19 protein-coding genes are annotated in these 20,376 nt (G+C 62.9%); 10 read left to right on the forward strand and 9 right to left on the reverse strand.

What is annotated here, in order from left to right:
• The first annotated feature begins 60 nt into the window (after nucleotides 1-60).
• Together AB2B41_RS11085 and AB2B41_RS11090 are read left to right on the forward strand one after the other, a co-directional pair.
• Nucleotides 61-1,575, forward strand: coding sequence for a malonate--CoA ligase (locus AB2B41_RS11085; RefSeq protein WP_367877859.1), 1,515 nt, complete (start codon nucleotides 61-63; stop codon nucleotides 1,573-1,575).
• Between the two features lie 99 nt (nucleotides 1,576-1,674).
• A complete protein-coding gene (locus tag AB2B41_RS11090) occupies nucleotides 1,675-3,228 on the forward strand; it encodes a trimethylamine methyltransferase family protein (protein ID WP_367877860.1) in 1,554 nt (517 codons plus the stop codon).
• A 267-nt stretch (nucleotides 3,229-3,495) separates the two neighbouring features.
• Here AB2B41_RS11090 and AB2B41_RS11095 read toward each other — a convergent pair whose 3' ends face one another.
• The 3 genes from AB2B41_RS11095 to AB2B41_RS11105 are packed head-to-tail and all read right to left on the reverse strand — an operon-like array spanning nucleotide 3,496 to nucleotide 6,761.
• A complete protein-coding gene (locus AB2B41_RS11095) occupies nucleotides 3,496-4,059 on the reverse strand; it encodes a hypothetical protein (protein WP_367877861.1) in 564 nt (187 codons plus the stop codon).
• A complete protein-coding gene (locus AB2B41_RS11100; RefSeq protein ID WP_367877862.1) occupies nucleotides 4,056-6,299 on the reverse strand; it encodes a xanthine dehydrogenase family protein molybdopterin-binding subunit in 2,244 nt (747 codons plus the stop codon). Before AB2B41_RS11100 ends, AB2B41_RS11095 begins: the two co-directional genes overlap by 4 nt.
• Before the next feature lie 3 nt (nucleotides 6,300-6,302).
• A complete protein-coding gene (locus tag AB2B41_RS11105; RefSeq protein ID WP_367877863.1) occupies nucleotides 6,303-6,761 on the reverse strand; it encodes a (2Fe-2S)-binding protein in 459 nt (152 codons plus the stop codon).
• 108 nt (nucleotides 6,762-6,869) lie between these two features.
• Here AB2B41_RS11105 and AB2B41_RS11110 point away from each other — a divergent pair, with 108 nt between their 5' ends.
• On the forward strand, nucleotides 6,870-7,409 hold the full coding sequence (locus AB2B41_RS11110) for a TetR/AcrR family transcriptional regulator (RefSeq protein WP_367877864.1): 540 nt from the start codon (nucleotides 6,870-6,872) through the stop codon (nucleotides 7,407-7,409).
• 114 nt (nucleotides 7,410-7,523) lie between these two features.
• Here the strand turns inward: AB2B41_RS11110 and AB2B41_RS11115 are convergent, their stop codons facing one another.
• From AB2B41_RS11115 to AB2B41_RS11140, 6 genes are all read right to left on the reverse strand, one after another.
• Nucleotides 7,524-8,636 (reverse strand): S-(hydroxymethyl)glutathione dehydrogenase/class III alcohol dehydrogenase, encoded by a 1,113-nt coding sequence (locus AB2B41_RS11115; RefSeq protein WP_367878008.1) that lies wholly within the window; start codon nucleotides 8,634-8,636, stop codon nucleotides 7,524-7,526.
• Between the two features lie 237 nt (nucleotides 8,637-8,873).
• The gene (locus tag AB2B41_RS11120; RefSeq protein WP_367877865.1) at nucleotides 8,874-9,029 is read right to left on the reverse strand and encodes a hypothetical protein; all 156 of its coding nucleotides are present in this window, start codon (nucleotides 9,027-9,029) and stop codon (nucleotides 8,874-8,876) included.
• Nucleotides 9,026-11,431, reverse strand: a complete 2,406-nt coding sequence (locus AB2B41_RS11125; protein WP_367877866.1) for a GcvT family protein — start codon at nucleotides 11,429-11,431, stop codon at nucleotides 9,026-9,028. The genes AB2B41_RS11120 and AB2B41_RS11125 overlap by 4 nt, the downstream gene beginning before the upstream one ends.
• 102 nt (nucleotides 11,432-11,533) lie before the next feature.
• The gene (locus tag AB2B41_RS11130) at nucleotides 11,534-12,106 is read right to left on the reverse strand and encodes a potassium transporter TrkG (protein ID WP_367877867.1); all 573 of its coding nucleotides are present in this window, start codon (nucleotides 12,104-12,106) and stop codon (nucleotides 11,534-11,536) included.
• Nucleotides 12,107-12,250: 144 nt separating this feature from the next.
• A complete protein-coding gene (locus AB2B41_RS11135; RefSeq protein WP_367877868.1) occupies nucleotides 12,251-12,883 on the reverse strand; it encodes a potassium transporter TrkG in 633 nt (210 codons plus the stop codon).
• The gene (locus AB2B41_RS11140) at nucleotides 12,883-13,545 is read right to left on the reverse strand and encodes a potassium channel family protein (RefSeq protein ID WP_367877869.1); all 663 of its coding nucleotides are present in this window, start codon (nucleotides 13,543-13,545) and stop codon (nucleotides 12,883-12,885) included. Before AB2B41_RS11140 ends, AB2B41_RS11135 begins: the two co-directional genes overlap by 1 nt.
• Before the next feature lie 252 nt (nucleotides 13,546-13,797).
• On the opposite strand from AB2B41_RS11140, the gene AB2B41_RS11145 reads away from it, so the two are divergent.
• From AB2B41_RS11145 to AB2B41_RS11175, 7 genes are all read left to right on the forward strand, one after another.
• A complete protein-coding gene (locus AB2B41_RS11145; RefSeq protein WP_367878009.1) occupies nucleotides 13,798-14,661 on the forward strand; it encodes a metal ABC transporter substrate-binding protein in 864 nt (287 codons plus the stop codon).
• 7 nt (nucleotides 14,662-14,668) lie between these two features.
• Nucleotides 14,669-15,562, forward strand: coding sequence for a manganese/iron ABC transporter ATP-binding protein (locus tag AB2B41_RS11150; RefSeq protein WP_367877870.1), 894 nt, complete (start codon nucleotides 14,669-14,671; stop codon nucleotides 15,560-15,562).
• Complete coding sequence (locus AB2B41_RS11155) at nucleotides 15,562-16,428, forward strand: metal ABC transporter permease (RefSeq protein WP_367877871.1); 867 nt, start codon at nucleotides 15,562-15,564, stop codon at nucleotides 16,426-16,428. Before AB2B41_RS11150 ends, AB2B41_RS11155 begins: the two co-directional genes overlap by 1 nt.
• Nucleotides 16,428-17,276 carry a metal ABC transporter permease gene (locus tag AB2B41_RS11160; protein WP_367877872.1) on the forward strand — a complete coding sequence of 283 codons (849 nt, stop codon included), beginning with the start codon at nucleotides 16,428-16,430 and terminating at the stop codon, nucleotides 17,274-17,276. Before AB2B41_RS11155 ends, AB2B41_RS11160 begins: the two co-directional genes overlap by 1 nt.
• A gap of 134 nt (nucleotides 17,277-17,410) precedes the next feature.
• The gene (locus tag AB2B41_RS11165; protein WP_367877873.1) at nucleotides 17,411-17,926 is read left to right on the forward strand and encodes a DUF805 domain-containing protein; all 516 of its coding nucleotides are present in this window, start codon (nucleotides 17,411-17,413) and stop codon (nucleotides 17,924-17,926) included.
• Nucleotides 17,927-18,056: 130 nt separating this feature from the next.
• On the forward strand, nucleotides 18,057-18,770 hold the full coding sequence (locus tag AB2B41_RS11170) for a hypothetical protein (protein ID WP_367877874.1): 714 nt from the start codon (nucleotides 18,057-18,059) through the stop codon (nucleotides 18,768-18,770).
• Nucleotides 18,742-20,325: a phospholipase D-like domain-containing protein gene (locus AB2B41_RS11175; RefSeq protein ID WP_367877875.1), complete on the forward strand. Its 1,584-nt coding sequence runs from the start codon at nucleotides 18,742-18,744 to the stop codon at nucleotides 20,323-20,325. The genes AB2B41_RS11170 and AB2B41_RS11175 overlap by 29 nt, the downstream gene beginning before the upstream one ends.
• Nucleotides 20,326-20,376 lie beyond the last annotated feature (51 nt).

Consider the following 20,376-nt stretch of genomic DNA (forward strand, 5'->3'; position numbering starts at 1 on the left):
CTTGTTCCCGCCGCCCAGTTACAGCACATTCGCGCCGCCCAAGACCGCAAGGAGACGACCATGGCCAACCCGCTCTACGATGCCCTCTTCGGCCAGCACGCCAACCAGCACACGCCGTTTCTCTACCTTCCCGACGGGACCGCGATCACCCACGCGGCCTTCCTGCACCGAAGCGCGCAATTCGCCCACGCCCTGACCGCCTGCGGGCTGAAACCGGGCGACCGCGTGGCCCTGCAAATCCACAAGTCTCCGTATGCGCTTGCGGTCTATGCCGCCTGCGTACAGGCCGGCGTGATCTTCCTGCCGCTCAATCCGGCCTATACCCCTGCGGAGGTCGATTACTTCGTCTCCAACTCCGGCGCACGGCTGCTGATCTGCGATCCCCAGAAGGCCGACAGCCTCGGGGCCATCGCTGCCGGTGCCGACGCGCGCCTCGAGACCCTGGACGCGGAGGGCGGTGGCACGTTCGCTCAGATGGCGTCGGAGCAACCGCAAAGCTTCGACACCGTGCCGCGCGACGGCGACGACCTTGCTGCCTTCCTCTACACCTCGGGCACCACGGGCCGCTCCAAGGGCGCGATGATGACGCAGACCAACCTGCTCAGCAACGCACGGACGCTCAAGGACCTCTGGCAATTCACCAGCGACGACGTATTGCTCCACGCGCTGCCGATCTTTCACACCCACGGGCTGTTCGTCGCGACCAACGTGATGCTGCTGGCGGGCGGCGCAATGATCTTTCTGCCCAAGCTCGACGTGGACCAGCTCATCCATTTCATGCCCCGCGCCACTTCGATGATGGGCGTGCCCACCTTCTATACCCGCCTGCTCGACCATCCCGATTTCACCGCCGATCTGACAAAGAACATGCGCCTTTTCATCTCCGGCTCCGCACCCCTGCTGGCCGAAACACACAAGGCCTTCGAGGAACGTACAGGCCATCGCATCCTCGAACGCTACGGCATGACCGAGACCAACATGAACACCTCCAACCCCTACGACGGCGACCGCCGCGCGGGCACCGTGGGCTTCCCCCTGCCGGACGTAGAACTGAAGGTGACCGACCCCGAGACAGGCGCGGAGCTGCCGCAAGGCGAGATCGGCATGATCGAAGTGCGCGGCCCCAACGTTTTCAAGGGCTACTGGCAGATGCCCGAGAAAACCGCCGCCGAACTGCGCCCCGACGGCTGGTTCATCACCGGCGACCTTGGCATGATCGACGCGCGCGGCTATGTCCAGATCGTCGGACGCGGCAAGGATCTGGTGATCTCCGGCGGCTACAACATCTACCCCAAGGAGATCGAGACCGTGCTCGACGACCAGCCCGGCGTGCTGGAAAGCGCGGTGATCGGCGTGCCCCACCCCGACCTTGGCGAGGCCCCCATGGCGATCCTCGTTCCCGCCAAGGATGCAGCGCCCGACACCGGCGCTATCCTCGAGACGCTCAACACCCAGCTCGCCCGCTTCAAGGTGCCGCGGAAGGTGGTGGTGGTGGACGAACTCCCCCGCAACACCATGGGCAAGGTGCAAAAGAACGTCCTGCGCGACACCTACGCCGACACCTTCATCGGCTGACAATCCGCGCCACCTTTCCCGGCACCCTGTTCGCTGCCGGACAAGACAGGACGCATCGCAACGTGCCACCCTGAGCCATCCCGCAATCCGGAGGCCCAGATGACGCTTGATGCTGCCCCCCGCACCCGCTCCGGCGGCCGCGCCGCCCGCCGCGCCCTGCGCACGGCGACGGATTTCACCATGCTGCCAGGGGTGCGAAACAAGCTGCCCACCTGCGAATTCCTCAGCGGCGCCGAGATCGAACGCATCGACGCCGCCTCCATGGATATCCTCGAAAACGTGGGCGTCGTCTTCCGCGACGACATCGCGCTCGCCGACTGGCGCGCGGCAGGAGCCAAAGTGCAGGGCGAGCGCGTCTACTTCGACCGCGGCCTTATCCGCGATCTCATGGCGACGATCCCCGCCACCCTGACGCTCCACGCCCGCGACCCTGAGAAAAGCGTCAAACTCGGCGGCCGCGACGCCATCTTCGTGCCGATGACGGGTGCCCCCTACCTGCGCGACCTCGATGATGTGCGCCGCAACCCGACGCTCGATGACCTCGCCATGTTCCACAAGCTGAGCCACATGCTCCCTGCACTCCACTCCAGCGCCCATCACATCGTGGAGCCCTACGACCATCCCATCAGCCAGCGGCACCTGCGGATCACCTATTCGTCGATGAAACACTCCGACAAGACCTTCATGGGCATGACCACCTCGCCCCGGAACGCCGAGGACGTGATCGAGATGTGCCGCATCCTCTTCGGGAGCGACTTCATCGACACACACCCCGTCGTCACCGGCAACTGCAACGGCAACTCGCCGCTGGTGTGGGACGAAACCATGCTCGGCGCCATGCGCGCCTTCGCCCGCGCCAATCAGCCCGTCCTCTGCTCTCCCTTCGTGCTGGGCGGTGCCAATACCCCCGCCTCCGTCGCCGCCTCGGTGGCGCAACTCAACGCCGAAGCTCTCTCTGCACTCGCCTACACCCAGGTGATCCGCCGCGGCGCGCCCGCGATCTACGGTCACTACCTCTCCACCGTCTCGATGAAGTCCGGCGCGCCGATGGCGGGGACCCCGGAGATCAGCCTGATGAACTTCATGATCGGCCAGATGGCCCGCTTCTACGGTGTGCCCTGGCGTACCTCGAATACGCTGGGCGGGGCGAAAACCTTCGACGCGCAGGCAGGTTACGAAAGCGCCACGACCCTCTCCGCCACCCTGCACGCGGGCGCGCACTACATCTGGCATTCCGCAGGCTGGAACGAGGCCGGAATGCATTGTTCGGTCGCGAAATTCATCGTGGATGCCGAACAATGCGCCATGGCCCACCGCATGGCGCAAGGCGTAAGCTTCGACGACTTCGACGCGGCCCTTGCCGCCGTGCGCGACGTCGGTCCTGGCGGCCACTACCTCGGCCACCCGCATACGCAGGAAAACTTCCAGACCGCCTTCTTCATGCCCCAGATGTTCGACAACAATTCCATCGAGCAATGGCAGGCCGAAGGCAGCACCGAGATCACGGCACGCGCGCTTGTCTATGCCCGCAAACTTCTGTCGGACTACGAGGAACCGAAACTCGACCCCGCCAAAGACGAGGAACTGCGCGCCTTCATCGCGAAACGCGAAACGGACATTCCGGCGAGCGATGAGCTGAACCAGACGTTCTAGGCGGCACGGTCAGTCAACCGCTCCGAGGGGCAGCAGGCCTGCGACCTGATACCATCTCCGGGCTGGAGCCGCCTTCGCTTGAGCACGTCAGGGCGGATGGACAGCCGGTTGCCAAGCTGAATCGCGGAGGGACCCGGCTTTGCCGGGATACCGCTATTCTGCTTGGGAAGCGGATGGCCTTCTGCCATGAACGGGGTCAATCGAAGGCGGCTCCAGCTTCTCCGGGATGGTGAGCCTGAAGCCCCGCAACGCCCGGGTCCAGAACCGTCAACCGCAAGGCATCCCCGCCGCGCCCCATGTCTCCACATCCCGGGCCATCTCCGCAGGTGTCCCCGGCGGCGCAGACCGCCCGCCCCCCGGCGCAAATCCCCAGGCGACGAAAGGCGAGGATGTCAGATGGTCCACAAGCCCCGCGATGTCATGCCCGTCGTTGCGCTCCGGATCGCGCAGTTGCGCACAGACTGCGGCGCTGTCCTCGCCCAGCCAGTCCAGTTCCACCGGCGGCAGCCGCCAGGCATCGTCAATCTGTGCGGGCGCGTGAGGTGCCGTCTCGCGCCCCACAGCCGTCACATGGCAGGTGCGGCAAGGCATGCTCTCCGCACCGATCCGGCTCTCCCCCGACTTCACGCCCATGCGGTGCACGGCACCGGCCCCGTAACTCAACCCTTCCCACATCGGTTCTTCTTGGGCACCGACATGGCAATTGGTGCAACGTGGGTGCGACGCCACCGCGTAAATCCGCTCCCATGCCGCCAGCCCCTCTTCTCGCGTGACCTCTTGCGCCATCGCTGGCACCCCCGCGATGATCAGCGCGAAGAGCGCGCCCCTCATACGAAATCCACCTCGTTCCAGAAGGGCAGCGCACGGATGCGCTTGCCGGTCGCGGCAAAGATCGCGTTGCCCAGTGCCGGGGCCGCGGGAGGCACGCCCGGCTCACCGATGCCGCGTATCCGGTCGCCATTCTCAAGCCCCCGCACCTCGATCTGCGGCGCTTGATGCATGCGCATGCCCTCGAAGGCATGGAAATTGTCCTGCTGCGCCGCGCCTCCTTCGTAGGTGATCTCGCAATTCATCGCGTGGCCCAGCCCCCAGATCACCCCACCCGAAAGCTGCGCTTCGAAGTTCACCGGATCGAGCACCCGACCCACCTCGGCGGCGACGAAAACGCGGTCGATGCGGATGCCGTCCCCGGTATCGCTCACCTCGACCACCTGTGCGCAGGGAACGCCGAAGGACAGCGTGAAGGCCAGACCGCGCCCGCGCCCCTCGCCCAGATCGCTGCCCCAGCCCGACATCTCGCCCACGGCCTCCAGCACCTTGCGCGACGGCGTGTGGGTGCAAAGCCGCAACCGCTCCTCCAGCGGATCGACACCGGCCGCGTGGCACAGCTCGTCAAAGAAGCTCTCGTGAAAGAACCCGTTCCCCGAGGCCCCGACCGAGCGCCAGGAACTGACCGGCACCATCGGCGGCACGCGGTAGCCCGTCACGCGGTAATCGGGAATGGCAAAAGGCTGGTCCCAGGCCCCCGCGACGATGGCCACGTCCGAGCCAAGCGCCGGTTGTCCGATCCGGCCCAGCTGCGACGCCGTGACCGACGGGGCGGCCATCGCCAGGTCAAAAGCCGCAACCGCCCCACCCGAAACCGCTCCGCGTCCGCGTGCGATGGCCAGCGGGCGGGGGAAGTCATGGGTCATGTCCTCTTCCCGGCTCCAGGTCATCTTGATGGGCACGTCGGGCATCTGCACCGCGATCTCCACCGCCTGGCGGACATAGTCATCCTCCAGCCGCCGCCCGAAGCTGCCCCCCGAGACAAGCACATGCAGATGCACCTGATCCGCATCGAGCCCCGCGATCTTGGCAGCCGAGGCCTGCATGAACCGGGGGATCTGCGTGCCTGTCCAGATGTCCAGCCTGCCGTCCGACAGTTTCACCACCGCGTTCATCGGCTCCAGCGGCGCATGGGCGAGATAGGGAATGCGGTACTCCGCCTCGACCACCTCCGCCGCCGCCTCAAGCTTCGCTTGCACATTGCCCCGATCCTTGAAGCGGCTGTCCTGCCGGTCGTCAACGAAAGACGCCGCCACTTCGGCAAACTGCTTTTCCGTCTCCCCGATATAGGGCGCGGGTCCCCAGGTGCAGTCCACCGCCCGCGCCGCTTGGAAAGCGCGCCAGGTGTTGTCCGCCACCACCGCGATCCCCCCGGTGATCGGCAACACGGCCTTCACGCCCCGCATCGCCTCGGCCTCGCCCGCCTCGAAACGCTCCAGCGCGCCGCCCAGCCCCGGATTGGTCCGCGTCGTCGCATGCAGCATGCCCTCGAAGGACAGGTCGATCCCGTAGGTCTGGGTGCCGGTGGACTTCGCGACGATATCGGTCCGCTGGTGTTCCTTTCCCAGATGCCGCCATTGCGCCGGGTCGCGCAGCACCACATCCGCCACCGGTTCGATCTCCGCCGCGACGGCCGCAAGGTCGGTATAATCGAGCCGCGTCCCGTCGGGCAGCACCACGGCGCCGCTCTCGGTCCTGAGTTGCGCGGCCTCAAGCCCCGTCTGTTGTGCCGCCGCCAGGATCAGCGTCTCGCGCGCCACCGCACCTGCCACGCGCAGCCGCTCGTACATATCCGGCACGGTCGAAGAGCCGCCGGTCAGCTGCAGCCCCATGAGCTTGCCCACCACGTTCGCCGCCCCGCGCCCCGTGCGCGCGCCGAGGCTGTCCGAGGTGGCGGCAATCGGCATGCCCTCTGCGGCGACGACGCCATTGTAATAGGCAGGTGCCGGCGGCCCCGGTTCGATCACGACCGTATCGAGGTCGACGTCGAGTTCTTCCGCGATCAGATGCGCCTGCACCGAATAGGCCCCCTGCCCCAAATCCGCGCGCGGGGTGATGAGCGTGACCTTCTCCGCGTCGATCTTGACGAAGGGGTTGAAGGTCGCCTCCCCCGGCCCGAGGTCCGCTGCCAGCGGGTTCTCGGGATCACGCTTGTAGAGATAGGTGCCAAAGGCCACCCCGCCGAGGATCGCGGCGGAGCCGATCAGAAAGGACCGGCGGGCGATGGTTCTCACACGTCCCATGGCTTACACCCCCTGCAGGCGGCGCGCCGCCGTCTTCACGGCCGCGCGAATACGCGGATAGGTCCCGCAGCGGCAGAGGTTGCCGCTCATCGCCGCGTCGATCTGGTCATCGCTGGGTTCCGGGTTGAGGTCGAGAAAGGACGCCGCCTGCATGATCTGCCCGGACTGGCAGTAGCCGCATTGCGCGACCTGATGCTCGATCCATGCCGCCTGCACCGCGTGCAGCGCCTCGGGCCTGCCCAGCCCCTCGATGGTTGTCACCGCGCCATCCACATCGCCTGCCGCCAGCTGGCAGGAGCGCACCGCGATCCCGTCCACATGCACCGTGCAGGCCCCGCATTGCGCGATGCCGCAGCCGTATTTCGGCCCGGTGATCCCCAACTCGTCCCTCAGGACCCAAAGCAGCGGCATGTCATCCTCGACATCCACCTCGTGTTCCGTGCCGTTCACCGTCAGCTTCATGTTCAACCTCACCGGGAAATCAACAAGTGTTGACTGGCAGACTTATCGCGACGCGCGCACAAGTCAACATCCGTTGACAAGAAATCTGCCATCGGTCATCTTTCGCCGATGAACAAAGCTCTTGCCACCCGCGACCGGCTGCTGACCGAAGCGCGCCGCTTGCTGTGGTCGCGCGGCTATTCCAACGTGCCCCTGCGCGAGATCGCCCAGGGCGCGGGCGTCGATGTCGCTCTGATCGCGCGCTATTTTGGCAGCAAGCTGGGCCTCTTCGAAGCGACCCTTGAAAATGCCTTCGCGGTGCCTGACTTGCCGGACGAGGACACGCTGATCGAGACCGTCCTTCGCATGTTCGTCGAGGCCCCGCGCGACGGCAACACACCCTCGGTCCTGCAGCTCATTCAAACCAACGCGAACGATCCCGACGTCGGCGATATCGTTCGCCGCGCGCAGGCGGAGGCGATGCAGGACAAGCTCGAAGCGCTTCTCGGCAGCCCTGCCCGCGCCGCGCTGTTCATGAGCGTGCTGCTGGGTTTCGGCGTGGGCGAGAAGACCCTGAAGCTCAAGGGCATCGCCTCCCCCGGCAGCCCTGCTTTCGAAGCCCAACTCCGCCACCTCATGACGTCAGCGCTCAGCTACAAGGGACCCTGACCGCCCCGCCTCTCTTTCTGGCCATAAAAAGTCCCGGGGAGCCGATCTTTGATCGACGGGGCAGAGCCCCCCAAAAAAATGGAATGCGGCGCAGCCGCTCCTTTTGGAAACGGCTCAGAACTCGACCACCGCCCGGATCGACTTGCCCTCGTGCATCAGATCGAAGCCGTGGTTGATCTCTTCCAGCTTCAGTTTATGCGTGATCATCGGATCGATCTCGATCTTCCCGTTCATGTACCAATCCACGATCTTGGGCACATCCGTCCGGCCCTTCGCCCCGCCAAAGGCCGTGCCGCGCCAGACGCGGCCGGTGACCAGCTGGAAGGGGCGCGTGGAAATCTCGGCGCCCGCCGGGGCCACCCCGATGATGATGCTCTCGCCCCAGCCCTTGTGCGCGCATTCCAGCGCATCGCGCATGACCTTGGTGTTGCCCGTGGCGTCAAAGGAGTAATCCGCCCCGCCGCCCGTCAATTCGACAAGGTGGGCGACGATATCGCCGTCCACGTTCTTGGGGTTCACGAAATCGGTCATGCCGAAATGACGGCCCATCTCGGCCTTGTCGTCGTTGAGATCCACGCCGACGATCTGGTCCGCGCCTGCCAGCCGCAGGCCCTGGATGACGTTGAGCCCGATACCGCCGAGGCCGAAGACAACGCAGCGCGCGCCGATTTCCACCTTGGCGGTGTTGATCACGGCACCGATACCCGTGGTCACGCCGCAGCCGATGTAGCAAATCTTGTCGAAGGGCGCGTCCTTGCGTACCTTCGCGAGCGCGATTTCAGGGATCACCGTATGATTGGCGAAGGTGGAGCAACCCATGTAGTGATGGATGGGCGTACCATCGAGCATCGAGAACCGGGTGGTGCCGTCGGGCAACAGCCCCTGACCTTGCGTCGCGCGGATCGCCTGGCAAAGGTTCGTCTTGCCGCTCAGGCAATATTCACACTCGCGGCACTCGGGTGTGTAAAGCGGGATCACGTGATCGCCGGGCTCCACCGTCGTGACGCCCTCGCCCACTTCCAGCACCACGCCCGCGCCTTCGTGACCTAGGATCGCGGGAAAGATGCCTTCGGGGTCGTCGCCCGAGCGGGTGAATTCATCCGTATGGCACAAGCCCGTCGCCTTGATCTCGACCAGAACCTCGCCCTTCTTCGGGCCTTCGAGGTTGACCTCCATGATCTCCAGCGGTTTTCCGGCTTCCAGGGCTACGGCGGCGCGGGTCTTCATCATGGGTCATCCTCCTTTTTTCCTGGGCCTCAGGTGGCCCCAGTGCTCCCCGCTTGTCAACTCGCGAGCGGGTCCGGAGCCGCGATTTCATTGCTGTCCCCACGGGGACAGCGGAGCAATCTATTTATGAGTCAGTCGGTTGGACGGAATTTAACACTCAAGTAAGGATTGAGCGCTGCCGTAGGATGGGTGCTTGCACTCATCTTTGGCAAGGCGCGATGGGTGCAAGCCCTTATCCTATGGGGCGTCGCATTCCCCTGCATCGAAAGACCAGCGCCCGCCGTCGGCCAGACACCGTTCCCTGGCCAATCGCTCTCGGTTCTGTACCCAGAAAACAGCGCCGATGAACACCAGTCCGATCACGAAGAACACCCGCAGCTTTGCCTGCGTCATCCCCGCATCGCCTTGCCTTCCGGATCGTAGGGGGAGGGCGCGATGACCTTGGCCGCACGCTCGACACCCACCACATGCACCGCCAGTTCCGCGCCTTCTTCCGCGCAATCGGGATCGACCAGCGCCATTGCCAGCGATTTGCCCAGCGTGTGGCCATAGCCCCCTGACGTCACAAAGCCGACCTTGCGCGCGCCCTGCCAAACCGGTTCGAAACCGCTGGCGTCGGCGTCTGCCGCGTCCACTTCCAGCGTGACCAGCCGTTTCGCCGGGCCGTTGCCGTCACGCTCTTTCTGGGCGGCTACCTTGCCGACAAACTGCTTGTCCCAGTCGATCCAGCGGTCCATGCCCGTCATCCCCGGCGTATAGCCTTGGGTGAATTCCGCCGACCAGATGCCGAATGACTTCTCCAGCCGCAGCGACAGGAGCGCGTTGAAGCCGTATTCGATCATCCCGTGATCCGCGCCTGCCTTCAGCAGCGTATCGCGCAGCGCCTTCAGATCGCCCGTGCGGCAGTGCAGCTCAAAGCCCAGTTCTCCGGCGACCGAAAGCCGCCCGACGTGACAGCGCACCAGCCCCACGTCCATCTGCGTGCAGCCCATGAATTTCAGCGCATCCGCGTCGCCATCCGTCAGCGCCGCGCGCAGCACCTCGCGCGATTTTGGGCCCGAAAGCGACATGCCGGCCATCTCTTCGCCGAGGTCGCGGACGGTCACGCCATCGGCCATGTGGTCGTTGAACCAGCGCATGTGCCAGGCGCGCAGGTAGTAGCTGCCGGTGATCCACCAGCGCCCGTCGCCCCAGTTGAAGATCGTGAGGTCCCCCTTCATGCGCCCGTCCTCGCCCAGCATCGGGGCGAGTTTCACCCGGCCCGGCGCGGGCAGCTTGGAGGCCATGAGCATGTCGAGCCAGGTCTCGGCGTTCTCCCCCGTCACCTCGAAGCGGGAAAAGGCGGTGATGTCCAGAAGCCCCACCCCCTCGCGCACCGCGCGGCATTCGGCACCCACGATGTCATGGGCGTTGGAGCGTTTGAGCGAGGGTGTTTCCCTGAACCCCGGCTCCGCGAAATAGAGCGGCACTTCCAGGTCCCAGCTTTGGCCCCAGACAGCGCCCCGTGCGTCGAGGTCGCTGTAGATGCCGTTCATCCTGAGCGGACGGCCTGCGGGCAGTTGTTCGTTCGGGTAGGTCATCACGAAACGGCGGGAATAGAACTGGCCGGTGGTTTCCTTGATGTACTGCTTGTTCTCGGCCCAGATGCCGTAGCGCGCAACGTCCATCCCGTAGACATCCGCCTCGGGCTCCCCGTGGATCATCCATTCGGCGAGGCTCTTGCCCACACCCCCGCCCTGCAGGAAGCCCGCCATGACCGCACAGGCCGACCAGTAATTGCGCTTGCCCGGCACAGGACCGACGAGCGGGTTGCCGTCGGGGGAGAAGGTGAAGGCGCCGTTGACCCATGTCTTGACGCCGACCTCCTGTAGGACGGGATAACGCTCGAAGCCCATGATCAGCTCTTTCTCGATGCGGTCGGGGTCTTCCTGCTGCAGCTCGAAACCGTATTCCCAGGGTGCCCCGTCCATCATCCAGTGCTGGTGGTCGACTTCGTAGATGCCGAGCAACACGCCTTTCTGGTCCTGCCGCAGGTAGGTGAAGCCTTCGAGGTCGACGGTCATCGGCACTTCGAAGTCAATTTCTTCCAGCTTGGGGATACTGTCGGAGACAAGGTAATGGTGGTTGAGCGGCGAGACCGGGAGTTCGATGCCCGCCATGCGGCCCACCTGCTTGGCCCAGAGACCCGCGGCGTTGACCACGTGTTCGCAGGATATCGTTCCCTTCTCGGTGATCAACTCCCAGCCTTCAAGCGTTTGATGCAGTTCCAGTACGCGGTTGTGCTCGATCACCGTCGCGCCGCGTTTCTTGGCCGCGCCCGCGTAGGCGTGCACGGTGCCCGTGGTGTCAATGTAGCCTTCGCGGTCGGCCCACATGCCGCCCAGAAGCCCCTCGCCCGACATGATCGGGTTCAGCGCGCAGGCTTCCTCGACCGTGACGAGGCGGCAGTCCTCGATCCCGATGGACTGGAACGTGCGGTAGGCCGATTGCAGCCATTCCCAGCGGTCGGGCGTGCCCGCCATCGTGAGACCCCCGGTCATGTGCAGACCGATGTTCTGGCCGCTTTCCTTTTCGATCTCGCTCAGCAGGTCGATGGTATAGGCCTGAAGCGCCGCGATATTCGGGTCCGCATTCAGCGCGTGAATGCCCCCCGCCGCGTGCCAACTCGATCCCGCTGTCAGCACGGAACGCTCGATCAGGGCAACGTCGGTCCAGCCGAATTTCGCGAGGTGATAGAGCACCGAGGCCCCGACCACGCCGCCGCCGATGACGACAACCCTGTAATGCGATTTCATGGCGGTTCTCCCTTGCGATCTTTGGGTCAGCAGACAGGGAGCGGCAGCAAACGGTCAAGACCGTTTGCGACAGGCTTTGCCGCAAACAGAAAGACCAAGCCATCAGCCCAGGTAGACACGCCCGTCGGGATAGCGCACCCGCGGCATCGAGCGCTTGGCGAGGAAGAAACCCAACGTCAGGGGGCCGAGGCGACCCACGAACATGATGACGATGATGAAGATGCGTCCGAATTCGTCCAGCTCCCCGGTCGCACCGCGCGACAGGCCGACGGTCCCGAAGGCCGACGTGACCTCGAACAGCAGGTCGAGAAAGTCACCGCGATAGGTGAGCGAGACGAGAAAGAGGCCGATGAGAACCAGAAACAGGCTGAGCGAGGTCAGCGCGAGCACCTTCATGATTTCGTCCACGCCAAGGCTGCGCCCGAAGATGTTGAGCCGTTCCTGCCTGCGAAAGAAAGCCAGCGTGGCGAGGATGAGAACGATCAGCGTGGTGACCTTGATACCTCCCGCCGTCGAGGACGGGCCGCCGCCCACCAGCATCAGCGTGATGGTCATCACCGTCGTCGGCGTTTCCATTGCGGCATAGTCGAGCGTGTTGAACCCCGCGGTGCGCGGCGTGACGGCCTGGAACCAGCTGGCCAGCAGTTTCGTCCCCGTGCCGTCAAGGCCGCCCAAGGTGCCCGGATTGTTCTACTCCAGCGCGGTAACCATGATCCAGGCCCAGAGGATAAGCACCAGCGTGCCGGTAAGCATCAGCTTGCTGTGCAGCGTCAGCTTGGCCCAGCCGCGTTTTTGGTAGAGATCGGCCAACACAACGAATCAGAGCCCGCCGATAATGAACATGAAAGTGATGGTGAGGTTGATGGTCGGGTTGCCGACATAGCCCATCAGGCTGTTGGGAAAAAGCGAGAAGCCCGCGTTGTTGAAGGCCGAAACGGCGTGGAAGATCGCCTGCCATGTCCCCTGCGCCCAGCCGAATTGCGGAACGAATACGGTCATCATGATCAGCGTGCCGATGGCCTCGCAAATGAGCGCCACGAGGATCACAACGCGGACAAGCCGCCCCAGGTCGCTCAGGTTGCTCTCGCCCAGTTCGTCGCGCAGGATCATGCGCTGCGGCATCCCGATGCTGAGACCGAGCATCGACAAAAGCAGCGCCGCGAAGGTCATCAGGCCCAACCCGCCAAGCTGGATCAGCAGCGTGATCACGATCTGCCCGAACAGCGTGAAGGCACTGCCGGTGTCGACCACGATCAGGCCCGTCACGGTGACGGCGGAAGCGGCGGTGAAGAGCGCGTCGCTGAACGTGATCCCTCCATGGTGAGAGACCGGCAAGCGCAGGACGATGGCGCCCAGCAGGATGAAGACGGCATAGATCGACGCAAGAAGGGCCGGCGGGCTGAACCGCTTGTTGTTGAGCGAAACCCGAAGGTTCGACAGGCGCGGCGCCATCAAAGGCTACCGGCGAAGGCGCGCAGGTTCTTGCGTTCGCCCAGCAGGAGAAGCAGATCGCCCGCCTGCAGGGTCACGTCGCTGCCGTCCTGGCCAAGAAACTCCGTCCCCCGGGTCAGGCCGACGCAACGCAGGTCGAAATCGTCCCGGTGGCGCAGGTCGCCAAGCGCCTTGCCCTCGAGCTTCTCGGGCAGAACGAAGGTAACGACGTATTGCCCGTTGCCGAGGCTGACGTAGTCGCGGATCAGGGGATTGTTGAGGATTTGCGCGATCTGCTGCCCAACCTCCTTTTCGGGGTGGATGACCCGCTCGACCTTGAGCTTGGACAGGATACGGTGGTGGTTCTTCGATGTGGCCTTGGCCCAGATTTTCTTGAGGCCGATGGTCCGCAGGTTCATCGTTGTCAGGATGCTGGCCTCGATATCGCTGCCGATGGCGACGAGGCCGGTATCGCAGCTGTCAAGCCCGGCCTCACGCAGGGCGGCATCGTCGCGGGCATCTATGATCAACGTCTGGTTCAGCACATCGGCGAGCGCCATAACCCGGCCTTTGTCCATGTCGACCCCTATGACGTGGTTTCCATAGCGCACGAGGTCCTGCGCGACGGTGCTGCCGAAGGTTCCAAGCCCCACGACCACGAATGTCTGCTCACTGGAAGCCATTGCAAATCCTCAGGATTATGAAGGCAGACCGGAAAACCGCCCGCCGCTTGCCCGCTGGAGTTAGCGTGTGGAAAGGAAATGTCACTTGGATTGCCTTCAAATTCTCTTCCAGGTCCGGACCCGTACTTGAGAATCGTTCGCAATCCTGTTGACTTTCTGCGAATGATTTGCATTTACATCGCAGTGATGTTTTATCTCATGCAGGAGAACAGCATGTCTCGCACGATTGCCTCGACCCTTTTCGCCTGTCTTATGCTGGCCGCTTTGCCTGTGGCCTCTGCCGCCGCGGAGAAGATGAAGGTCGTGACCACCTTCACGGTGCTTGCCGATATGGCCGCGAACGTGGCCGGGGATGCCGCCGAGGTGGTCTCGGTCACCAAACCGGGTGCGGAGATCCATGGCTATGAGCCGACGCCGCGCGACATCCTGCGGGCCTATGACGCCGATCTGATCCTGTGGAACGGCATGAACCTCGAACTGTGGTTCGAGCAGTTTCTGTCGAACCTCGGTGACGTGCCCAGCGCGACCCTGAGCGACGGCATCGACCCCATTGCCATCGGCTCAGGCTCTTACGAGGGCAAGCCCAATCCGCACGCCTGGATGGGGCTTGATAACGCGCTGATCTACATCGACAATATCAAGAAAGCCTTCGCCAAGAACGATCCTGAAAATGCCAAGGTTTATGCCGCGAACGCCGCCGCCTACAAGGACAGGCTGCGTGCCACGCTTGAACCGCTGCGCGCGGCGGTTTCAGCCATTCCCGAAGACCAGCGCTGGCTGGTGACCTGCGAGGGGGCGTTCAGCTATCTTGCCCGGGACTTCGGGCTGAAGGAACTTTATCTTTGGCCCATGAACGCCGATCAGGTAGGCACGCCGCAGCAGGTGCGCGCGGTGATCGACGGGGTGCGGGACAATGACATCCCCGTGGTCTTTTGCGAGAGTACCGTCAGCACCGCCCCTGCCGAACAGGTCGCGCGGGAGACGGGTGCCAAGTACGGTGGCGTGCTCTATGTCGATAGTCTGAGCGAGGCGGACGGGCCGGTGCCCACCTACCTTGACCTGCTGCGGGTGACGGCGACCACCGTCACCGAGGGCCTGACAGGGGCCATGAACTAGGAGCTATATGCTGCAACAGAACAAGAGCGCGCCACAGACCAACGACGCCCAGGGCGACGGGCTGGCGGCGCGCGATGTGACCGTGACCTACCGCAACGGGCACACGGCCCTGTGGAACGCGAGCTTCGAGATCCCGCGTGGCACGGTGACCGCGTTGGTGGGGGTGAACGGCGCGGGCAAATCCACGCTTTTCAAGGCGATCATGGGCTTCGTGCCCACGGCCAAGGGCGACATCCGCATTCTTGGCATGAGCGTCAAGGAGGCCTTGGCAAAGAACCTCGTCGCCTACGTGCCGCAGTCCGAAGAGGTCGACTGGGACTTTCCTGTGCTGGTCGAGGACGTGGTGATGATGGGCCGCTACGGGCACATGGGGTTCCTGCGGAGGCCCAAAGCTGCGGATCGCGCGGCGGTCGATCAGGCGCTGCGACGGGTGAACATGCAGGATTTCCGGCACCGCCAGATCGGCGAGCTGTCGGGCGGACAGCGCAAGCGGGTGTTCCTTGCCCGCGCGCTGGCGCAGGACGGGCAGGTCATCCTGCTGGATGAGCCGTTCACCGGCGTTGACGTGAAGACCGAGGCCCAGATCGTGGAACTGCTGGGGGAACTGCGGGCGGAAGGGCGGGTGATGCTGGTCTCGACCCATAACCTCGGGTCGGTGCCGGAATTCTGCGACCGGGTGGTGCTGGTCAAGGGGACGGTGCTGGCCTACGGCAAGACCGAGAAAACCTTTACCCGCGAGAACCTCGAACGCGCCTTCGGCGGTGTGCTGCGCCACTTCACGCTGGGCGGGGAGGCGCTCCACGATGACGAGGACGCGCGGTCGGTGACAATCTTTACCGATGACGAACGGCCCTTCGTGCAATACGGGGACAAGACGCAGCGGACGGATCAGGGGCAGTGATGGATCTTCTGCTGGAGCCCTTTTCCTACGGCTACATGACCAACGCGATGTGGGTCTCGGCGCTGGTGGGCGGGGTCTGCGCGTTTCTGTCGGCCTACCTGATGCTCAAGGGCTGGTCGCTGATCGGTGACGCGCTTTCGCACTCTGTCGTGCCCGGTGTCGCGGGGGCCTATATCCTTGGCCTGCCCTTTGCGCTGGGGGCCTTCGTCGCCGGGGGGCTGGCGGCAAGCGCGATGCTGTTTCTGTCAGAGCGGTCGGGGCTGAAGGTCGATGTGATCATCGGGCTGATCTTTACTTCTTTCTTCGGGCTGGGCCTGTTCATCGTTTCGGTCAACCCGATGTCGGTATCGGTCCAGACGATCACCATGGGCAACATCCTTGCCATCTCGCCCTCGGACACGCTGCAACTGGCGCTCATCGGTTTGGTGTCCCTCGCCGTGCTGCTGGCCAAGTGGAAGGACCTGATGGTCACCTTCTTCGACGAGAACCATGCGCGGACCATCGGGCTGCGGTCGGATGTGCTGAAGGCGGTTTTCTTCGTGCTGCTCTCGGCCTCGGTCGTCGCGGCGATGCAGACGGTGGGCGCGTTCCTGGTGATCGCCATGGTGGTGACACCGGGGGCGACGGCCTATCTGCTTTGCGACCGGTTTCCGCGGCTGATCCTGACCTCTGTCGCCATCGGGACGGTGACAAGCTTCGTCGGCGCCTACGTGAGTTATTTTCTCGACGGGGCGACGGGCGGGATCATCGTGGTGCTGCAGACGCTGATCTTCCTCGCGGCCTTCGTCTTTGCGCCCACCCATGGCCTGCTGGCGGCAAAGCGCAGGGCGCGGGCGGCGCTGGAACACGGGCCGGGGGCCGCGTGATGGATATCGAGACGCTGACCCTGCCCTTCCGCTTCGGCTTTATGCAGAACGCCTTCCTGATCTCGATGATCGTTTCCGTGCCGACTGCGCTCCTGTCCTGTTTTCTGGTGTTGAAGGGCTGGGCACTGATGGGCGACGCGGTAAGCCACGCGGTGCTGCCGGGGATCGTGCTGGCCTATATCCTCGGCCTGCCGCTGATCGTCGGGGCCTTTGCCGCCGGGATGACCTGCGCGGTGGGCACCGGGTATCTTTCCACCAACAGCCGGGTAAAGGAGGACACGGTCATGGGTGTCGTGTTCTCTGGCATGTTCGGGCTGGGGATCGTGCTTTACGTGTCGGTCGAGACGAACGCGCATCTCGATCACATTCTGTTCGGCAACATGCTGGGCGTGGACGCGGGCGAACTTTGGACGGCGGGCATCATCGCGCTGATCGTTGGCGGCGCGCTGGCGTTGAAATGGCGCGACTGGCTCTTGCACAGTTTCGACCCGGCGCAGGCCAAGGCCTCGGGGCTGCACGTGGGCTGGCTGCACTACGGGATGCTGGCGGGGCTGTCGCTGACCATCGTGGCGACGCTGAGCGCGGTCGGTCTGATCCTCGCCATCGGTCTGCTGATCGCGCCGGGGGCCATTGCGTTTCTTCTGGTGCGGGAGTTCCGGACGATGCTTTGGGTGGCGGTGCTGGTCTGCATGGGGGCGATGCTGCTGGGAACATACGCGAGTTTCTATCTCGACAGCGCCCCTGCCCCTACGATCGTGCTGATCCTGACGGTGATCTTCGTCGTGGCCTTCGTGCGGCGACAGGTGGTGACACGCCGGATGTCGGCACGACGGGTGGAGGAGGGTTGAGGCAGTGCAAAGGCCGGACTTGCGGGACGAAGCAGCCGATTGCAGGTGCAGCATCTGAGTAGGTTGACCAATGCTTGCAAGATGTCTCCTCGTGTCAGAAAGTATTTGGCAACATCGCCGGGGATTGAGCAAACATGGGTTTCGTTGAAGCCACCAAGACCTGCCTCGCAAAGTACTTTGTTTTTTCGGGGCGCGCGGTGCGTTCCGAGTACTGGTGGTTTGTGTTGTTCGTGGTTGTCGTGAGCATTGTCTTGGCAGTTATGGACGCCGCCCTGTTCGGTATGGACGCGGAAACTGGAGAGAGCATCCAAGTCCTCACCCCGATTTTCCAACTTGCCGTTGTCGTACCCATGCTTGCCGCTGGATGGCGTCGACTGCACGACACTGGAAGACCAGGCTGGTACTTGCTTTTGCCTGCAGCTCTGAGCATCGCGACCGTGTTCATGCTGTTCAGTGGCATCGCTGTGTTCTCAGTCCTCGAGCAAGGGGTTGAGGACCCTGAAGTGTTGAGAGGCCCAGCGGCTCTACTTGGCATCACCGGCTTGATGGTTGTGGGATTTCTTCAACTGATACTCTCAGTGCTGATGATCTGGTGGCTAAGCCGACCGTCACAGGAAGGTACGAATGAATATGGTCCACCCGCAGCTTGATCTTATGACGTGGATCATCAGTGCTCTCGCGACGGAATTACTAACCACTGCTTAGTTGCCCAGGAGGTTACTTATGAAGAGACATCTAGTCGTCGGCACGGTCCTCACAATCATGATGTCATCCCCTGCCATGGCTGACTGGAGTTTCAGCGGACCGCCCAATGCCAACGCCTTCATCCAGACAGGCAACATGACGCTGGAGTTGCAATGCGATCGGGTCCGCTTCGCGCCAGCAGGTTATGAGGACTCACAGGATATAGTTTCCAAGCAAGGCCTGTCCTTTCGGTTCATGAAGGATGGTTCGACCGAGGTAAGTGCGTTTCAGGCAGGATCAGTGAATGCGGATATCTCGCTCGTCGACAACTATCCTGTTGAGATCCGTTTCTTCGATCAGGGCGACTATGATTTCGTTTTGGATCAGATTGCGCAGAACGCCGTTCTGAACCTTTCAATGGCTGAGCAGGATGTCTCTTATGGCATCTTTACGCTCAAAGGATCGTCTGCGGCAGTCAGATCCCTGCGCGCGGCATGCAACTCCGGCGTTTCGGCATCTCAGAGCATGGAAGCGCCCGAAGGCATCGCCTACTGCGGTGGCGGTGCCGTGCAGAGGGTCATCGAATACGCCATCGTGGGTCAACCTGGTGACCAGTGGGATGCCATCGTGACCGTCAATGGCGAGACCGTTCGGGCGATGACCTCATATAGCTTCTTCGGAAACTCCGAACCACCGGCAGGCTTCCAGGTCGCGCTCCTGGGCGAAGATCGGTCAGAGTTCCTCGTCTTCAGCGATGGGGGCCGGAACTGGATCGAATTCGGTGATTACACTTACGAGCAATGCAATTGAGCCACATGGGAAAGAGGAAGTTCTGGAGTTGAAAAAGCACTTCATGCGCATGTTGAGAGGCTACCTGCCGTTCCTGATGGCGACTTTCATTGCAGCCTGCACAACCTTAACTCCTTTCGAGGGCACCGAGGAAACGACGCCACCTGCTGTCACGCGCGGCATCTGGTCTGAAATCGAGACCATCAGGAGCGGAGACTGGCAGGTCCCGTTGAACGAAGGAAGGGGCGCGCTTGGTTGGCGCTTGCGCGCGATCGATTCAGCGACCAGTTCGATTGACTTGCAAAGCTTCATCTGGAGCTTCGACGATGTTGGCAGCGTAATACAGGAGCGCTTGCTGGCGGCCGCCGATCGGGGGGTCAATGTTCGCATTCTGATCGACGACAGTTTCCTTGTCGGGGAAGATCAGCATCTTCTCCAACTGCATCGCCATGAGAACGTACAGTACCGTGTCTACAACCCCTATGAGCGTCGCGCGGATAGTGCGATGACACGGTTCGTTCTCAATCTCGGGGATTTCGACAGGCTGGATCATCGTATGCACAACAAGTCGATGGTGGTCGACAATCAGGTTGCCATCGTTGGAGGGCGCAACCTTGCAGATGAGTATTTCGGTTTTGATGACGCGGCGAATTTCCGGGACATGGAGCTTCTCGTTGGTGGTCCTATCGTCGAGAAGATCAGCGGCTCATTCGACACCTATTGGAACGATCGCTGGTCGTTCCCTGTGGACAAGATTGGCCGCGTCCAGGCTGCCCATGTGCCCAGAGAAAAGGTTCAGGGCGAAGCGGCTGAGCTTGACCGCATGTATCCCAGAGAGCGTCAGGAGAGCCGCAATGCGGCTTGGCGTGACATCGTCAGGCAGTCACATCGCGGAAGGTCCAAGCTTATTGCTGATCGGCCCCCGGAAGATCGTCCCGAAGCTCTCAAAGACAGGCCTGTTCAGGTTGCTGATGCACTTTCGCGGCTGATTACATCGGCGCGTGACGAGGTCACCATCGTTTCGGCCTATCTGATACCTACACCTGGCCTTGTCGAAGCCCTCAAGAGTGCCGTCAGCCGAGGCGTCCGCGTTCGGCTTCTGACCAACTCAATCAATTCGAACAATCATATTTCGGCCTACGCGGCCTACAGGGGACATATCGCAGAACTGCTGTCGTTTGGAGCCGAAGTGCACGAGATGCGCACACTTGCCGACATTCGTCCGCGCTACATTTTGCCCCCCGTGCTGAAGAAACATCTGGGGCTGCATGCCAAATACATGATCGTTGACAAGCGACATGTTGTTGTCGGAAGTGCCAATCTCGACCCAAGGTCTTTGAGGATCAACACGGAGCTGGTTCTGATTGTCGACAGCAGATCCTTGGCGAATGAACTTCTCAAACTGACCGAACCGGACTTTGACGAAAACAATGCTTGGCGTCTCGCTCTCGAGGACGATGGAAAGATTGTCTGGATGGGAAATGGCATGGTCTTAGATGCAGAACCGGCACTGCGAGGGTTTCAAAGAATTGAGGAATGGTTCTTTGCCCATCTCCCGATCGAAGACGAATTGTGAATTCTGGACAAATTTCTTTGTTGGACATGCAAAACCCGCGCCGAGCAACAG

The organism is Sulfitobacter sediminis, assembly GCF_040811725.1.
Taxonomy (GTDB): Bacteria; Pseudomonadota; Alphaproteobacteria; order Rhodobacterales; family Rhodobacteraceae; genus Sulfitobacter; species Sulfitobacter sediminis.

What these genes read in the sequence shown, in the direction of transcription:
- AB2B41_RS11085 (WP_367877859.1), top strand. Translation starts at nt 61, where the DNA reads ATGGCCAACCCGCTCTACGATGCCCTCTTCGGCCAGCACGCCAACCAG.
- AB2B41_RS11090 (WP_367877860.1), top strand. Translation starts at nt 1,675, where the DNA reads ATGACGCTTGATGCTGCCCCCCGCACCCGCTCCGGCGGCCGCGCCGCC.
- AB2B41_RS11095 (WP_367877861.1), bottom strand. Translation starts at nt 4,059, where the DNA reads ATGAGGGGCGCGCTCTTCGCGCTGATCATCGCGGGGGTGCCAGCGATG.
- AB2B41_RS11100 (WP_367877862.1), bottom strand. Translation starts at nt 6,299, where the DNA reads ATGGGACGTGTGAGAACCATCGCCCGCCGGTCCTTTCTGATCGGCTCC.
- AB2B41_RS11105 (WP_367877863.1), bottom strand. Translation starts at nt 6,761, where the DNA reads ATGAAGCTGACGGTGAACGGCACGGAACACGAGGTGGATGTCGAGGAT.
- AB2B41_RS11110 (WP_367877864.1), top strand. Translation starts at nt 6,870, where the DNA reads ATGAACAAAGCTCTTGCCACCCGCGACCGGCTGCTGACCGAAGCGCGC.
- AB2B41_RS11115 (WP_367878008.1), bottom strand. Translation starts at nt 8,636, where the DNA reads ATGAAGACCCGCGCCGCCGTAGCCCTGGAAGCCGGAAAACCGCTGGAG.
- AB2B41_RS11120 (WP_367877865.1), bottom strand. Translation starts at nt 9,029, where the DNA reads ATGACGCAGGCAAAGCTGCGGGTGTTCTTCGTGATCGGACTGGTGTTC.
- AB2B41_RS11125 (WP_367877866.1), bottom strand. Translation starts at nt 11,431, where the DNA reads ATGAAATCGCATTACAGGGTTGTCGTCATCGGCGGCGGCGTGGTCGGG.
- AB2B41_RS11135 (WP_367877868.1), bottom strand. Translation starts at nt 12,883, where the DNA reads ATGGCGCCGCGCCTGTCGAACCTTCGGGTTTCGCTCAACAACAAGCGG.
- AB2B41_RS11140 (WP_367877869.1), bottom strand. Translation starts at nt 13,545, where the DNA reads ATGGCTTCCAGTGAGCAGACATTCGTGGTCGTGGGGCTTGGAACCTTC.
- AB2B41_RS11145 (WP_367878009.1), top strand. Translation starts at nt 13,798, where the DNA reads ATGCTGGCCGCTTTGCCTGTGGCCTCTGCCGCCGCGGAGAAGATGAAG.
- AB2B41_RS11150 (WP_367877870.1), top strand. Translation starts at nt 14,669, where the DNA reads ATGCTGCAACAGAACAAGAGCGCGCCACAGACCAACGACGCCCAGGGC.
- AB2B41_RS11155 (WP_367877871.1), top strand. Translation starts at nt 15,562, where the DNA reads ATGGATCTTCTGCTGGAGCCCTTTTCCTACGGCTACATGACCAACGCG.
- AB2B41_RS11160 (WP_367877872.1), top strand. Translation starts at nt 16,428, where the DNA reads ATGGATATCGAGACGCTGACCCTGCCCTTCCGCTTCGGCTTTATGCAG.
- AB2B41_RS11165 (WP_367877873.1), top strand. Translation starts at nt 17,411, where the DNA reads ATGGGTTTCGTTGAAGCCACCAAGACCTGCCTCGCAAAGTACTTTGTT.
- AB2B41_RS11170 (WP_367877874.1), top strand. Translation starts at nt 18,057, where the DNA reads ATGGCTGACTGGAGTTTCAGCGGACCGCCCAATGCCAACGCCTTCATC.